Here is a 16,292-nt window from a genome sequence, read left to right on the forward strand (position 1 = left end):
TTACAGATTCTCGAGGTGAAGCGCTGCACTCAGAAGCGCGACAGCCGGGCCTGCGCCTCTTGCATGATCTCCGCCACGATCTGCGCCGCCGGCTTCTGCTCGGCGATCAGGTCCAGGCATTCGCCGCCGAAGACGACCGCCGTGTCGGCATCACCCCGGGCCGTCGCCTCGAAGTAGCGCGCCTGCTCGGCCTCCAGGTCGGCGGAGAGCGCCGCCTCGCGGCCGTGCCAGCGTTGCAGGAAGTCGTTGGCGACCGCCCGGCCGGTGAAGTGGTCGGGCCAGGGATAGCCCCGCACCAGATCGAAGACCCGGGTGCGCTGGGTCTCGTCGCCGGCCGCGCTCAGCAGGCGTTGCTTCACTCCGTGTGCGGCCAGGGCCTCGTCGGAGGCGAAGAAGCGCGTGCCGATCAGCACCCCGGTGGCGCCCAGCATCAGGGCCGCGGCCAGACCGCGGCCGTCCGCCACGCCGCCGGCGGCCACCACCGGCAGCGGCGCCACCGCATCGACCACGGCGGGCACCAGCGTGAAGGTCGAGCGCGCGCCGCCGTGCCCGCCGGCCTCGGTGCCCTGGGCGACGATGATGTCGGCGCCCCAGTCCCGCGCCTGGCGTGCCGCGGCCAGGCTCTGCACCTGACAGATCGTTTTGGCGCCGCTGGCCGCAGCCTTGGCCACGAAAGCCGAAGCCTCGCCGAAGGAGAACATCACCGCCTCGGGCCTATGCTCCAGGGCCAGGTCCAGCAGTTCCGGCTGGCGCGCCAGGCTCCAGGTGATGAAGCCCACACCAAAGCGCTTGCCCTCGAGCAAATCCAGTTCGCGTTCGAGCCACTGCGCATCGCCATAGCCGCCGCCAAGCAGGCCCAGTCCCCCGGCATCGCTGACCGCAGCACAGAGTTTTCCACCGGCCACGGTGCCCATGGGGGCGAGCAGCAGGGGATGATCGATGGCGAGCAGATCCGTGAGAGGCGTTTGCATGAGCGCGCTTTCCTGTCGGCAGGGATGACCGCGTGGGTCGGGGAAGGACGGAAGGGAGATTATCGCCACAGTGGCAGAGTCGCGGGCCGACTGGCAACGCCAGGAAGCTGTGTCCGGCTGCCTTGTCATAACCCCTGCCAAAAAATGGCCGCGAGATCGCCTTGGCCATGCTGCGTTCCTCGGCCTATCCTGGAGAGGCTGCAAGAAGGGACGCGCTCGCCATGGACCGCCAGGGCCTCACCCGCCGCCATCTCCTCGCCGTCTTGAGCGCTGCCAGCAGTCTGCCGCTGCTGCCGTCGGCGCTGCGTGCCCAAGACCCAAGCTTTCTGCGCATCGGCACGGCGTCCACCGCCGGCATCTACTTTCCCATTGGCAGTCTGCTGGCCAGCGCCATCTCCAGCCCGCCCGGCAGCCGGGAGTGCGAACGCGGCGGTTCCTGCGGCGTGCCGGGGCTGGTTGCGGTGGTGCAGACCACCCACGGCTCGGTCGACAATGTGGTCGGCCTTGCGGAGGGCCGACTGGAGACCGCCTTCTGCCAGGCCGATGTGGCCTATTGGGCCTTCCAGGGGGAAGGGCCCTTTGAAGGGCAGACGCCCCAAGAAGAGCTGCGCGCCATCGCCAACCTCTATCCCGAGGTGGTGCACCTTGTCGTGCGCGCCGGCAGCAACATCCGCTCGGTGGAGGACCTGCGCGGCCGGCGCATCTCCATCGACGCCGACGGCTCCGGCACCCAAGTGGACGCGAAGCTCATCCTCGATGCCTGGGGCCTGTCACCCGACGACCTGGAGGCTCACTACGTGCCGGCCAACATCGCCGCCGGCATGCTGCGGGTCGGCGAACTGGACGGCTTCTTCATGGTGGCCGGGGTGCCGACGCCCTCGATCCAGGACCTGGCGCGGGAAGCCCCGATCAATCTGGTGCCGATCACCGGCGATCCGGCGCAGACGCTGCAGACGCGCTATCCCTTCTTCACCCGCACCAACGTGCCGCCCGGGGCCTACCCATCGACCTTTCCCATCACCAGCCTGTCGATCGGCGCCCAGTGGCTCACCACCACTGCCCTGAGCGACGATCTGGTCTACGCCATCACCGCGGCCCTCTGGCACCCGAACAATCGGCATCTGCTGGACGAAGGCCACCCCAAGGGCCGCCTGATCCGGCTGGAAACGGCGCTGGACGGTCTGGGCGTGCCGCTCCACCCCGGCGCGCGGCGTTTCTACGAGGAAATGGGCATGTCGGTCACCGAGCCCTTCGACCTGGACGCCCCGGAGGAGGCTGAACCGGCAGAGGATCGCGGCTGACCCTCACGCCGTATCCAGTTCACTCGGCCGCCGCCGGCCGCTTCTCGGCGATCACCGGATCCATGGCCCGCAGTTCCTCTTCGGGGATGTGGCAGGCAATCACATGACCGGGCTCGGTCTCCACCATCGGCGGCACCTCGGTCTCGCAGATGCGGCCGATCTTGCGGTGGCAGCGGGTGTTGAAGGGGCAGCCCTTGGGCGGATTGAGCACCGAGGGCAGCGCACCTTCCAGAATGATCCGCTTCTTCTCGATGGAGGTGTCGGCGATGGGCACGGCCGACAGCAAAGCTTCGGTATAGGGATGATAGGGAGGTGAGAAGACCTCGTCGGTCGTCCCCTGCTCCACGATGTGCCCCAGGTACATGACCACGACCCGGTCGGCCAGGTAGCGCACCAGACTCAGATCGTGGCTGATGAACAGCAGGGTGGTGCGGTAGCTGCGCTGGATGTCGGTCAGCAGGCTGGTCACCGCCGCCGCCACCGACACATCCAGGGCCGACACCGGCTCGTCGGCCACCACCATCTTCGGATTGCCGGCGAAGGCACGCGCGATGCCCACGCGCTGCTTCTGGCCGCCGGAGAGCTGGCGTGGGCGCCGGCGGGCAAACTCACGCGGCAACTTGACTAGGTCGAGCAGCTCCAGAACCCGCTGGCGCACCTTCGCCGGGTCCTTCTCCACGCCGAACTTCTTGATCACCCGCGCCAACTGTCCGCCGATGGTGTGGCTGGGGTTCAAAGTATCGAAGGGGTTTTGAAAGACCATCTGCATGGAGGCGATTTCCGCCGCCGAACGCTTCTCGATCGGCTTGTCCGCCAGGTCCGCTTCACGGAATGCAATGCTGCCCTCGGTCGCGGTTTCCAGGCCCATCAGCACCTTGGCGAAGGTCGACTTGCCGCAACCGGACTCGCCCACAATGGCAACGGTCTGCCCCTCCCGGGCATCGAAAGTGATGCGCTCATTGGCCTTGACGTGACGAAGTCGCTTGCCGCTGATCAGCGCGGCGATGGAGCTGTCGCGCACCTCGTAGTACTTGCGCAAGCTATCGACCCGCAGCACCACCTCGCCCTCGTCGATCTCCTCACCAGCGTCGCTGCCGCGCGCCTTGGCGTCCCAGTCGATTTCCTGCCAGCGCAGGCAGCGGGTGCGATGGCCCGTCTGATCGGGGATGGTTTCCATGGGGATCGGTCCGGCGTCGCAGCGTCCGCCTTCGAAGAACTCGCAGCGCGGCCCGAAGTAACAGCCCTGCGGCCGCTCGTGCGGCAGCGGCAGTTGCCCGACGATGGGAATCAGCGGCCGCGCGTTCTTGTCCGCGCCCGGCAGGGGAATACAGTTGAACAGGCCACGGGTGTAGGGGTGGCGCATGCGGTCGAAGACCTCTTCGACGCTGCCCTCTTCCACCACCACGCCCGAATACATCACGTTGATGCGGTCGCAGGTCTCCAGGATCAGGCCCAGATTGTGGGAAATGTAGATCATGGAGGTGTTGAAGCGCGCGGCGATCTCGCCGATCAGCTCGACAATGCCCGCCTCCACGGTGACGTCCAGCGCCGTGGTCGGCTCGTCCAGCAGGAGCAGTGAAGGCTGCGACAGCAGGGCCATGGCGATGACCACGCGCTGCTGCTGACCGCCGGAGATCTGATGCGGATAGGCCCGCATCACCCGCTCGGGGTCCGGCAGCTTCACGTCCGCCAGCATCTGGGCGGCCCGCTCATGCGCCTCTTTCTCGCTGATTCCGCTTTCGTGGTTGAGCGGCACCTCCATGAGCTGTCGGCCCAGGGTCATGGAGGGGTTCAGTGATGCCATGGGCTCTTGATAGATCATGGCGATCTCGCCGCCGCGCAGCTGACGCAGCTCCTCGGCGGAGAGGCTGGCCATGTCGCGTCCCTTGTAGCGGACAGTGCCGCCGACGATGCCGCCGTTGCGCCCGAGATAGCGCATCACCGCCATGGCCACGGTCGACTTGCCGCAACCGGACTCCCCGACCAGCCCCACCGACTGCCCCTGCATCACCTTCAGGTCGAAATCCAGCACCGCGGGGATCTCGCCGGCGCGGGTGAAGTAGCTGATGCACAACCCTTCACATTCCAGCACCGGCTGGTCGGGTGTCCAATCGAAGGTCGGCGTACTGGCTTGGCTCATGGCGCCTTTCCTCAGTCGCGCAGCGAGATCTCGCGGATGCCGTCGGCCAGGAGATTGAAGCCGAGGACCAGCGAGGAAATGGCAATGGCGGGGAAGATCGCCATCCAGGGGGCGAAGGTGATCATGGCGCGGCTCTGGGCCACCATGCTGCCCCAGTCCGGCGTGGGCGGCGGCAGGCCCAGTCCCAGGAAGCCGAGCACACCGATGGTGATGATGACGTAACCCATGCGCAGGCAGGCATCGACGATCAGCGGCCCGCGGGCGTTGGGCAGCAGCTCGACGAAGAGGATCCAGGACAGGCTGGCGCCGGAGGTCTGGGCGGCCGCGATGTAGTCGCGATTGCGTAAATCGAGCGTCAGCCCGCGCACGATGCGCATGATACCCGGCGCCGAAGCGAAGGTGACCGCCAGGATGATGTTGAGGCCCGAAGGACCGATCAACACGATGATCACCACGTAGAGTACCAGCACCGGGAAAGCGAGAATGATGTCCGCCACGCGATTCAGCAGATCGTCGACCCAACCCCCGAGATAGCCCGCCAGCAGGCCGAAGATGCAGCCGACGAAATAAGCACAGAAGGTCGCGATGGGGGCATAGAAAAGAACGGTGCGCGAACCGTAGATGATGCGCGATAGCACATCACGGCCGAGCTGGTCTGCACCCAGCCAGAGGGTCTGGCCGGTTTCCGTCACCGTGCCCGGTGGTGCAAAGGGCTGAATCTGGGCCGTGGGAGAGAGCGGAGAAATCAGCGGGGCGAAGAGCGCCACCAGGGCCCAGACGAACACCAGGCCGAAGCCGATCATGCCGATGGTGGATTCCCGCAGCAGCCCGAGGCCGCCGATCATGCTGCGCAGGAGTCCACGCAACCCACCGGGCGAAGCGGCCGTCTTGGTGTTGACTGTGTCAGCCATCCCTCGCCCCCTACTTGAAGCGAATGCGCGGGTTGAGCAGGGTGTAACCCACGTCCGCCAGGACCTGGGTGCTCACCGCCACCAGCACAGCCACCATGGTTGCCGCCTCCAACAGGTAGACATCCTGATTGAGCGCGGCTTCGAGAATGAGCGATCCGAAGCCCTTATAGGCAAAGGCCACCTCCACCACGATCACCCCCGACAGCAGCCAGTTGATCTGCAGCATGATCACCGTGAAGGGCGCGATCATGGCGTTGCGCAGGGCATGGCGCATGATCACGGTGCGATAGGGCAGCCCCTTCAGGATCGCGGTGCGGATATAGAGCTGCTGCATCACCTCGGCCATGGAAGCGCGCGTCATGCGCGCGATATAGCCGAAGCCGTAGAGCACCAGCACCATCACCGGCAGGATCAATTCCAGCGGGTTCCAGCCATCCGACATGGCGGAAGTCCCAGGCAACCAGCCGAGCCAAGTGGTAAAGAGCACCGTGAGCAGCACCGCGCTGGCGAACTCGGGAATGGAGGTGGTGATGACCGAGGCGACAGTGATGCTGCGGTCGGTCTTGCTGCCTTCGCGCATGCCCGCCAAGACGCCCAGCGTCAGCGCCAGGGGGACCATGATGGCGAAGGTCACACCGGCGAGGATCGCCGTGTTGCCCAGCCGAGGCCAAAGCACGTCCGCCACCGGACCGCGGAAACGAATGGATTGCCCGAAATCGCCCGAAAGGACGTTACCCAGCCACTCGACATAGCGGACATACCAGGGCCGGAGGTAGCCATTCGCTTCCAGCCAGGCCTGAATCTGTTCCGCAGAGGTAAAAGGGCCAAGCACACGCCGCGCCACCGCTTCGCCGTTGATCTCCATGACCAGGAAGAGGATCAGGGAGATGGCGAACATGGTGAGCACCATGTAGACCAGCCGCTTGCCGACGAAGATCAGCATGATCGCTTCGCCTCGCGAGAGTGCCGCCGCGGCATCAGGTTTTGACGCCCCGGCAGGATGCGGCAGCCGGCGGCGTCGCCCATCACGGACGTGCCGCCGACCACCACTCGTTCAGCCCTGGGCCTCAGGCCGCGAGCCAGACTTTCTCTAGATGGAACTCGCGCGCGAAGTGGTACGCAAAGCCCTGCACCTTGTCGGTGCTCCCGGTGTAAATCTTGGTCCAGAATGGTGTGATGGAAATGGCATCATCCTGGATCATCTCCTCAAGCTTGAGGACGATCTCCTTACGCTCCTCTACGTCGACCGTACCTTCGGCCTGGTCCAGCAGCTCATCGAACTCAGGGTTGTTGTAGTCGGTCTCGTTCCAGTCTCCGCCGCTGCGGAAGGCCAGGCCAAGCACCTGCACGCCGAGCGGACGGGTGGTCCATTGGGTGATGGAGAAGGGCCAGGTGGTCCAGCGTTCCCAGTAGGTGCCGCCCGGCAGGACCTCGACGTTGAGGTTGATGTTGCACTCGGCGAGTTGTTCACGCATCGCCAAGGCAATGGAGCTTTCCCAGCCGGGATCGTTCACCGTCTGCATGGTGATGTCGATGCCGTCCGGATAGCCGGCTTCGGCCAGCAGCTCCTTTGCCTTCTCCACATCGCGCGGCGGCAGCGGCAGGGAGGTGAACTCCGGATGGATCGGCGAGACCGGATGGTCCTCGCCCGGCACGCCGAGCCCCTGATAAGCCACTTCCAGGATACGTGCCCGGTCGAGACCGGCCTGGATGGCCTGGCGCAGCGTCTTGTTGTCGAAGGGGGCCTCGGAGACGCGCATGCGCGCCAGGCCGGTGATCGCCGTGGTCTTCTCGAAGAGCTGCAGGTTGGGCATGCCCTCCACCTGGGGAATCAAGTTGATGTCCAGGGTGTAGAGAATGTCCACCTGATTGGAGGCGAGCGCTTGGAAGTGGGCGCTGGAATCCGAACCGAGGTCGATATAGCGGACCGTGTCGAGATAGACCTCGTCGCCCCAGTAGTCGTCGCGCTTGGTGAACTCGGCCATCTCGCCGACACGGATCTCCTGCAAGGCCCAGGGGCCGGTGCCGATGGGGTCGGTCATCCAGTTGCCGCCGCTGGCCAGGGTCTCGCCCAGCGAGCGGTGCGCGATCAGGGCCGGATAGTCGCCCAGGCTTTCCGGGAACTGCAGCATGGGCCGCCGCAGGTTGAACTGCACCGTGTGGTCGTCGATCTTGACCATGGCGTCGGGAATCGCCTTGGTTACATCGTCCTCGGTGATGGTGAGAGCGGAGAAGCGCCCCTGGTTGGACGAACCCACCGCCGGGTCGAGCCAGCGCTCGAAGTTGGCGATCACGTCGTCGGCGCCGAAGTCGTCGCCGTTCGACCACTTCACGCCCTTGCGCAGGTGGAAGGTCCACTGCGTGAGATCATCATTGGGCTCCCAGCTCTCCGCCAACAGCGGATGCGAAAGGTTGTCCGTGCCGATGCGCACCAGGGACTCAATGGACATGCGCAGCAGGTTGCCCTTCTCCGACCAGTCCACCGTCGCCGGGTCACCGACTTCCATCACCGCCATGCCGACGCGCAGGGTGCCGCCACGCTGCGGCTCCTGGGCCGCGGCCTGCGGCATGAGGTCTTCACCCAGTATCTTGCCCGCCATCGAGTAGGCAGCCGGCACTGACACGCCCAGCAGGACCGCAGTGCGCAAGAACTCGCGACGGCCGCATTTGCCCGTCTCGAGTTGCTCTTTCATCTTCGACAGAAGGGGGTGAACCCGCTTGACTGCCTTTTCCTGGCCATTCGTGGACATTTTTGTCTCCCCGTTCATGCGTATGGCCCAGCGGCGCCGGACCTTTGATAATCTCTTGCGGGCCCAGGCCCCTCCACACGCGCTCGCGCCTGCCCGGCGTCTTGCATGCTCCCTGCCCCACCGTCGCCGCCCGATCCCGCTGCAAGCATCTGCTGCAAAGGGCGGCGGCAACGTCAGCCCCCACGACTATGAGAAGCTTAGCAGACTGTATGGCGGCCCATAAAGCCCAAGTGTCGGAATGCCGACATTCTTTGCCTTTGCGGCGACTCTCAACCAACGCGAATGCGTTGCCTTCCCCCTGAAATGACGGGCTATTCGACCAGCTGTTCACTCGGAAGTTCGGCAAGCTGTGGCGCTCACACCAGCGCGACTTCACGGCACACGCTTTACAAAAAAATCTCGTCGAAATAGTATTTCCGTAAACGATAAAGGGTGGTGCGCGTGAGCGAGCCGGCTTGGACAGCGATGCTTTTCGATGAAATTAAGTTCCTGCTGCTCTTCCTATTTTTGTTCGCTTTTTGTTCGTCTACACTGGTGATATTCTTCTCTTCACTGGAAGACGCCCTGCTGGATGGGCTGTGGCTGTTGGCGCGGCTGCAAGGTCGACTTGCGGCGCCGGCGGCAGTCGCTCCGACCCACCGCGCTCCACAGCGCCCTTTGGCCGTGATGGTGCCCGCTTGGGATGAAGCGGAGGTGTTGCCTCGATCCCTGTGCCACTTGCTGTCCACCGCGCAGTACGAGCGCTACTGGGTCTTCGTAGGCTACTACCCGAACGATCCGGCAACTCGGGACGTACTGGAAAGACTTGCCGCAGAAGACGCACGCATCATTCCCGTTTCCACCGGCCAACCGGGACCCACGTCCAAGGCCCATTGCCTGAACGCCATATTGGCCGAAATCCTGACTTGGGAAGCGCGCCACGGTCTGCACTTTGCCGGTTTCGTGCTGCAAGATGCCGAAGACGTTTCCCATGAGCATGCGCTGACGCACTTCGACAGCCTGCTGCACGACTATGACCTGATACAGCTCCCGGTCTTTCCGCTGGTGGAACGTCTGCGCCACCTTGTGGGCGGACACTATCTGGATGAGTTCGCGGAGAAGCACGCTCAGGAAGCACCGCTGCGCGGGCTGCTGAGCGGAATCGTTCCAGGCGCCGGCGTTGCCACGGCCTACGCTCGGGAGGCACTGCTGAACGTGGCCCGCAACAACCAGGGAGATGCCTTCCGCATCGGCATGGTGACGGAGGACTACGAACTCTCCCACCGGCTGGCCAACGAAGGGACACGCCAGATCTTCCTGCGGCGGCTGGCCGGACCGGGACCAGGCCGCAACACCCGCCGGGATTTGCTGGGCACGTGCGAGATCTTTCCCCGCAGCTGCCGCGCTTCCCTACGGCAGAAGACGCGCTGGATCCTGGGCAATGTCTTCCAGGGCTGGGAGTACATTGGCTGGCGCGGGAGCATCGCACAGCGCTACTTTTTCTACCGCGACCGCAAGATCTTGCTGTGCGGCCCCGCCGCCTGCTGCAGCATCGCGGGCCTGCTCTACACAGGTTTGGCCAGCATTGTGGCGCAGAAGGCCCCGGCCTATGCCCTGCCGCCCCTATTACCGCCTGAGGATCCGCTGTGGCTGCTTGCCTACGCCAATATGGGTTTCTTGTTCTACCGCTTGGCCATCCGGCATCTCTGGGTTGCGGCGCTCCACGGCTGGCGCCAGGCATTGCCGGTGCTGCTGCGCTATATCGTGGGCACGGCGATCAACTACCTGGCCTTGGTGCGCGCCGCCCGTCAGTACTTCAAGCACAAGATGACCGGTGAGCCGCTGGGCTGGGACAAAACCCGGCACCACTTTCCGCGCAGCCTTTCGCACCACGCAAAGCGGCTTCCTTCGAAGCACGCGCCACCGATAGCACTTGGAGATGCTGTGTGAGCGGCAGCGACACGGTGGTCCCGGGCTCACGCTGTGGCCTGCGGAACCTGCTGCCCTGCCTGCTGGTGGCTCAGTTGTTCATCGTACCCGAAGCAAGCAACAGCGAAGCAGAGGGCGCCAACCTCCTGCACCTCACAGCCCACGGCGTTTTGGTGCGGAGCCACACGGGCGAGCTCGACTATGAAGCGCAGCTTCGTCGTGCATCCGGCCGGGGCTGGTTTACAGGCTTGCGACAGAGGGTGCGGCAGCATCCGGTGCTGCGCGATGTCGAACTGGCGCTGAAGCACGACGACCTCGACACCGCGCGCCGGATCTTCGCCACTCATGTCCAGCGCCACGCCGGGGATCTGCTGATCGGCTGGCGGCTGCTGGAGCTACACACAGCGCAAGGTGACGATCAGTCAGTCATCCTGGCAGCCGACAGGCTGCTGCGCTTGTTGCCCAGTTTCGGCCCGGCCTACCTGCGCCGTGCCGAGGCGCGCTATCGCCTGGGAGAACAGCTTCAGGCCTACACGGACTTTACCCGCGCCCTGGAGCAGCCGCTGGCGCTGGCGGATTTCGCGCGCGCAGCGACGGCACAGTTGCAGATCCTGGTCGACCTGGGCCAACCCGAAGCGGCGCAGCGGCTGGGTCACAGACTGCAAGACGTCTTGCCCCCCTCCCGGGACAGGGAGCGTGCGTTGGGCCATGCCGCGCATGCCCTGGGCCACCACGAGACTGCAGTGGCGCATTTCCGCAAGGCATTAGAGTTGGGCGCCGAATCCGGAGTGAGGCTGGCTCTCGCCAACAGTCTCGATCTCGCCGGCCACAGCGAGGAGGCGTTGCGCCAGATTCTCGGCCGGGCCTTGCCGGATGCCTATGAGCCGCGGCGCCGGCGCCTGCTGTCACGCCTTGCCGAACGTGTCGGCGTGCAAGAGCTTGCGATGACGTCCGCGGCCGAGGCTCTGGCACTGGGCGAGGATCCGCTGCTGCGGTTGGAACTGGCCCAGCGCTTGCTCGACCGAAACGGAGACCCGGCCGGCAACGGCGAGCGTGCCTGGCTGGTCCTGGCCGGTACCGGAGGACAGCCGTGCGGTAACCAACCGGAGACGGAGCAGCAGCGGTGCCTGCGCCTGGCTGTCGCGGCACTGCGGCGCAGCGGTCGAAGCGATCAACTGGACGAAATGCTGCGCAGCGCCTTCGCCGCCTCCCAGGGCGCGGAGATGCTGGCCTCACTGGTCCTGACACTGATGGAGGAAGACCGGCCGCTAGAGGCAGCGCGCCTCCTGACCGGATTGAGCGCTGCTGCCAGCACCCCGCACAAGGCCGCTGAAGAAGGACGCCGGGCGGCGGAAGTCTACCTCACCGCCGGGCAAGGCGACCTTGGCCTCCAGCTCTTGCTGTCCGGCGCCGAAGACGCCGCAGGACAGCTTTCGCCACGCGCCGCCCGGGTCGCGATCTACGCCGCCCAGCAAGCCGGGGCGTGGCAGCAGCTCGTGACTTTGCTGCAAAGACAGCCCAAGGCGGCTGACGGCCTGCCCCAGGACATAGATCAAGCACGCAGCTACTGCGATGCGCTCGGCCGCCTGGGCGCCACCGAGGAGGAAGGCTGTCTTCTGGCGCTGGCCCGGCGCCTGCCGCAGGAGGCGGAACTGCTCTATCGGGCGGCCTCACTGGCACGCGCCCGAGGTGATCACGAGACAGCCGCAAAACGCCTCGCGCAGGCGGTGGAGCGTCGCGCCGAAGCGGACTGGCTTCTCGAGCTGGGTCACCTCGAGCTTGGTCTGGGCCGGGAAGCACGCGCGGAGCGTCGCTTTCGTGCCGCAGTGGATGCGGGTGCGGGCTCACAGGCCAGGTTGGCCCTGGCCTATGCACTGCTGCAGCGCGGTCGGCGCGGCATGGCGGCGCATCTGCTGCGCCAGGCGCTCGAAGAAGGCCTATCGCAGCGGCAACGTCTCACGGCGCTGGAGGCTCTGGCCGACGTTCTCATGCAGTCCGGTGCCTTCGAGGCAGCGCTTGCGGCGCTGACAGAGGCCGCGGAGATCGAAGCGAGTCCCGGACGCCTGCTGCGTCTTGCTGCGGCGCAGCTGAAACTGCAGCAGTTCCAGCGGGCGCGCGCCAGCCTCCTGTTCGTCGATCCGGACGAGCTGGAGCCGCGGCAGCGTGCCCGCTACTTCGACCTTCTGGCCGAAGCGGCAAGCGGCACGCACGCGCTGGAACTGCAGGTTCGGGCACGTCGCGCCGCCCTTACCCTCGCACCCACCGGCGCGCGCCATGAGCTGCTGGCCGACGCCCTGCTCGCCACCGACACCGCCGCCGGTCGGGAGGAGGCGCGCCACCACCTGGCGCAGGCCATAGCGTTGGACGGCACGGAGCGCCCGGCGTTGCTCGCGCGGCTCGCCCATCTCGACCGCGCCGCCGGCGAAGGCGAGCGCGCCGGAGCGCTCATGCGCCTGGCGGCAAGCCATGCGCCGGATGTGCCGGAGTATCGCGAGGATCTCGCTCAGTTGCTCGCCGATAGCGACCGGCCGCACGACGCCGTGCCTCACTTGCGAGCCGCCTTGGAAGCGGCGCCAAGCCACCCTCATGCCATCATGCCCCATCGACGCAGGAAGGTGGCCGAGCTCCAAGCCCGCCACGCCGCCCTCACCCGCCGCTGGCGCCTGCGCTGGGAGGAAAGCTTCTGTCTTGGTGGAGGCTCGAATTGCGATCGGACCAGCCTCGTTTCCTCGGCCAGCCAGGTGGGACAGGGATTGGTCGAGGTGGGCTATCAACCGCTCATCAATCCACAGCTTGGTCGCTTCGAACTGACGGCCCGTGTCAACTGGGACCGCGACAGCGGCAGCCCCGCGCCACGCCCGCGTTACGCTCAAGCAGCCTTCGGCCTGCGCGCCAAGCCCTCGCCAACCCGCGACTTCTGGGTCGGCTTCGAGCGACTGCAGGCTCTGGGGCCGGAAGGACGCGACGACTGGCGCGTCTTTGGAACCTACCGTTGGGCGCACGGCCTGGACTGGCGAGCCGCGGATAGGGGCCATCGGCTTTTCTCCAGTTTCTTCGGCGCGATGGACCGCTACGTCAAAGGAGCGCAGGAAACCAATGCCTTTGCGGAAGCCCGCTTCGGGCTGCGCGGGCAGTGGGGCGAGGACTTTGCCTACATGCCCTTCGCCTATGCCGCCGGCGCCCGAGAAGAAAATCGCAACGGCGCGCTCTACCGGGTCGAGGCCGGTCTGGGAGTCTCCGGCAGTTGGCGGATCCTTCCCGACCTCTACGACGGCTATCTTGGTGAAGCGACCCTCACGCTGCGCATCGGGCACGAGAAGGACAGCCTCGGCAAGGGCGCGACCCGCGGCACGCTGGGTCTCGGGATGAGGTACTGAATCGATGCACGGGCTGCTCCCTCTCCTCTTCCTCCTTCTGCTCGCGGCAGCTCTACCGGCGAAGGCCGGCTGCCCGGCACCTCCACAAGGCAGCTTTCTGCAGCTCTACCTGGACCAGGGCCCACCCTGGGAGCACACCTCCGCACAGGCGCTGCAGCGCTGGAAGGCGCTGGGGGCGCAGGAAATCGTGCTGCAGTGGAGCGCCCATGGCAGCCCCGGAGACGAGCGCTTTGCCTTGATCGAGCGGGGTGCCGTGCAGGCCCTGCTGGAGGCTGGCGCGCAAGCGGGTGTCCGCATCCGTCTCGGCCTTCGCTACGACCCCGGCCTCTGGGATCCGCGCAACCATGACGAGGGACGATCAGCAGATGGCCACACCACCGTAACCGCGCCGCCCTCGGAACTGGAAACCTACCTGGCGCGGAGACTGCGCGATCAGGAAGCCTTGGTGGCGGCCTTGGGGCCCTTCGCCAATCACCTGGCCTTCGCCGGCTGGTACATCGCTGACGAGATCGATGACCGCAACTGGACCTCACCGGCAAGGCGCGCGGTGCTGAACGACTATCTGGCCGATGTGGCGGACCTGCTCCATTCAGTCGCGCCCGGCGTCGACATTGCGATTTCAGGCTTTTCCACGGGCTGGATGCCGCCGCAGGAATGGGCCGCCTTCTGGACCGATCTGCTGACAGCGACCGGCATTGACCGCCTCTACTTCCAGGACGGCATCGGCGCCGGCCATCTGGAGATGACCGAACTGCCCCACTACCTGCCGCCGCTGGCCGAAGGCCTGCAACAGGCGGGGCATGGACTGAGCGTGGTGGTGGAACTCTTCGGAGCCGGAGGGCAAGACGAAGCCTTCGGACCCGCCGACCCCGAACGGGTCATGCAGCAACTCGCCCTGGCTGCCGTGACCCGAGCGCCGACAGTGAGCTTCGCCCTGCCCCACTATGCCGACAGCGAAGAGGGCCCGCGGGCAGCCCGCCTGGCCGCGGCATTGGCCGAACTCACAGCCAACTGCCCGGCGCGTTCAAAAGCCCAGCATGAGAATCAGGACCAACCCGGCCGGTAACGCCACCAGCCGGCGCAACGGCTTACCCGGCTCCCCCACCACCGCATAGGCCAGCAAAGTCAGCCCCAGGCCCACCTTCACTGCCGCAGCCAGAGCCAGCAGCGGCGTTACACCCAACTGCAGGAGCGAGGGATTGAAGACAAAGCCGAGCGGCACGAGGAACAGGCCGATGCCAAGCTGCATGGCCTTGCCGGCCACCGGCAGCCAGGGACAGCGTGCGATGCCCGCTGCGATGAAAACATTACCGCAAACCGGCGGAGTGATGGTGCAGAGCAGCGCGTACCAGAAGACGAAGAGATGCGCATAAAGCTCCGGCAGCCCGACCTCCACCAGCGCCGGCCCGGCCACTGCGACGCAGATGATGTAGGCCGCGGTGGTCGGCAGCTCCATGCCCAGCACCAGACTGGCCGCAGCCGTCAGCAGCAGCACCGCCCAGAGCTCCCCGCCCGCCACCGAAAGGATCATGGAGGTGAGCTTCACCCCCAAGCCGGTCATGTTGAAGACGCCGACGATGATCCCAGCGCAGATGATGACTGCAGCGATGGTCGCCACCTGCTGCGAGCCGGAGATGAGCGCCTTCTCGGTACGCGCCCACCAGCGGGACAAGGATATCTCGCCCCCTTCCTGCACGAAGAGCAGAAGCCAGGTGGCAGCGGTGGCGAAGACCGCGGCGTAGGATAGGGTGTAGCCGGTGAAGGCCAGTGCGCCGATCAGGATGCCAAAGGGCACCAGAAAGAAGGGCACAGTGCGGACCACCAAGGCCCAGCCCGGCAGTTCCTCGCGAGTCAGGCTGCGCAGGTCGTAGCGCAGGGCGTAAGTATGCACCGCCATCCAGGCTGCGACGAAGAAGAGCACTGCCGGCAAGCTCGCCGCCACCATGATCTCGGTGTAGGGCGTGCGCAGCAGTTCGGCCATCACGAAGATGCCCGCGCCCATGATCGGCGGCATGATTTGGCCGCCGGTTGAGGCCACGGCCTCGACTGCCGCCGCCAGCGGTGCCGGATAGCCACGCTTTTTCATCGCCGGGATGGTGACCATGCCGGTGGAGGCCGTGTTCGCAGCCGCCACACCGGAGATGGTCCCGTAAAGCGCCGAGGAGACCACGGCCACCTTGGCCGCCCCAGCGCGCAGCCGCCCGGCCAACTGGGTGGCCAGCGCCATGAAGCCGGTGCCCGCCTGCCCGGCGGAAATGAAGGCACCGAGAATGATGAAGAGTGAGATGACCTCCACCGAAATGCCGGTCAGCGACCCCCAGAGACCGGCCTCGGTGATGGTGAGCGTGCCGAGATAGTAGTCGGTGGGAATGCCGGCATGGCCGAAGGTGCCGGGTATGTGCTCACCGAAATAGCCGTAGAGCAGCACGATGAGTGCCACGCTGGGCAGGACCGCCTTGATGGCGCGCCGGGCCATCTCCAGCACCGTGGCAAGCAGCACCAGCGCCACCGCGATCTGCAACCCCCCTTCCAGGGCGCCGTATTGGCGTATCAGGCCGCCCCGCTCGAACATGATGTAGCCGCAAGCCATGAGCCCGGCCGCGCCCAACACCCAGCCGGACCAACGCTGGAAGGGCCCGCGCGAGGCGGCAATCCCTAAAAAGAAGACCCAGAGAATCGCCAAAGCCAGATGCGCCGGCCGGGTGATGAGATTGGGGATCAGGCCGGAAAAGGCGACCCAGAGGTGAAAGCCCACGGTGACCACAGCCGCGACCAGGGCCAGGCGCTGCACCCACGGCCGGTCGGCATAGCTATAGCTCTCTTCGGCCGCTGCCTGCTGCTCCTGCTGCACCGCCCCGCTACTCCGCTTCACGTCAATGATCGGCGGCAAGGGCTAGTGGAATGCACAGGCTTTGTCCACGCGCGAAGCGCCGC

10 protein-coding genes are annotated in these 16,292 nt (G+C 66.0%); 4 read left to right on the forward strand and 6 right to left on the reverse strand.

Features of this window, described 5'->3' with window-relative positions; all coding sequences use genetic code 11:
• Positions 1–29: 29 nt before the first annotated feature.
• Positions 30–971 carry an NAD(P)H-dependent flavin oxidoreductase gene (locus P2G67_RS11655; RefSeq protein WP_275823264.1) on the reverse strand — a complete coding sequence of 314 codons (942 nt, stop codon included), beginning with the start codon at positions 969–971 and terminating at the stop codon, positions 30–32.
• 221 nt (positions 972–1,192) lie between these two features.
• On the opposite strand from P2G67_RS11655, the gene P2G67_RS11660 reads away from it, so the two are divergent.
• Positions 1,193–2,272 (forward strand): TAXI family TRAP transporter solute-binding subunit, encoded by a 1,080-nt coding sequence (locus P2G67_RS11660; protein ID WP_275823266.1) that lies wholly within the window; start codon positions 1,193–1,195, stop codon positions 2,270–2,272.
• Between the two features lie 19 nt (positions 2,273–2,291).
• Here the strand turns inward: P2G67_RS11660 and P2G67_RS11665 are convergent, their stop codons facing one another.
• The 4 genes from P2G67_RS11665 to P2G67_RS11680 all read right to left on the reverse strand — a co-directional run bounded on the left by P2G67_RS11665 (position 2,292) and on the right by P2G67_RS11680 (position 8,073).
• Entirely contained in the window at positions 2,292–4,412 is a 2,121-nt protein-coding gene (locus P2G67_RS11665) for an ABC transporter ATP-binding protein (RefSeq protein ID WP_275823268.1), read from the reverse strand.
• 11 nt (positions 4,413–4,423) lie between these two features.
• Positions 4,424–5,323, reverse strand: a complete 900-nt coding sequence (locus P2G67_RS11670; RefSeq protein ID WP_275823270.1) for an ABC transporter permease — start codon at positions 5,321–5,323, stop codon at positions 4,424–4,426.
• A gap of 10 nt (positions 5,324–5,333) precedes the next feature.
• Complete coding sequence (locus P2G67_RS11675) at positions 5,334–6,266, reverse strand: ABC transporter permease (protein WP_275823272.1); 933 nt, start codon at positions 6,264–6,266, stop codon at positions 5,334–5,336.
• A gap of 124 nt (positions 6,267–6,390) precedes the next feature.
• Entirely contained in the window at positions 6,391–8,073 is a 1,683-nt protein-coding gene (locus tag P2G67_RS11680; protein WP_275823274.1) for an ABC transporter substrate-binding protein, read from the reverse strand.
• 441 nt (positions 8,074–8,514) lie between these two features.
• Here P2G67_RS11680 and P2G67_RS11685 point away from each other — a divergent pair, with 441 nt between their 5' ends.
• The 3 genes from P2G67_RS11685 to P2G67_RS11695 are packed head-to-tail and all read left to right on the forward strand — an operon-like array spanning position 8,515 to position 14,424.
• Positions 8,515–10,002 carry a glycosyltransferase gene (locus P2G67_RS11685; protein WP_275823276.1) on the forward strand — a complete coding sequence of 496 codons (1,488 nt, stop codon included), beginning with the start codon at positions 8,515–8,517 and terminating at the stop codon, positions 10,000–10,002.
• Positions 9,999–13,358 (forward strand): hypothetical protein, encoded by a 3,360-nt coding sequence (locus tag P2G67_RS11690; RefSeq protein ID WP_275823278.1) that lies wholly within the window; start codon positions 9,999–10,001, stop codon positions 13,356–13,358. Before P2G67_RS11685 ends, P2G67_RS11690 begins: the two co-directional genes overlap by 4 nt.
• A gap of 4 nt (positions 13,359–13,362) precedes the next feature.
• Positions 13,363–14,424, forward strand: coding sequence for a DUF4434 domain-containing protein (locus P2G67_RS11695; RefSeq protein WP_275823279.1), 1,062 nt, complete (start codon positions 13,363–13,365; stop codon positions 14,422–14,424).
• Here P2G67_RS11695 and P2G67_RS11700 read toward each other — a convergent pair.
• Positions 14,383–16,230 carry a TRAP transporter permease gene (locus P2G67_RS11700; protein WP_275823281.1) on the reverse strand — a complete coding sequence of 616 codons (1,848 nt, stop codon included), beginning with the start codon at positions 16,228–16,230 and terminating at the stop codon, positions 14,383–14,385. The genes P2G67_RS11695 and P2G67_RS11700 overlap by 42 nt on opposite strands.
• Positions 16,231–16,292: the final 62 nt, after the last annotated feature.

The organism is Aquibaculum arenosum (assembly GCF_029222965.1).
In the GTDB taxonomy this organism is placed as follows: domain Bacteria; phylum Pseudomonadota; class Alphaproteobacteria; order Kiloniellales; family DSM-21159; genus Aquibaculum; species Aquibaculum arenosum.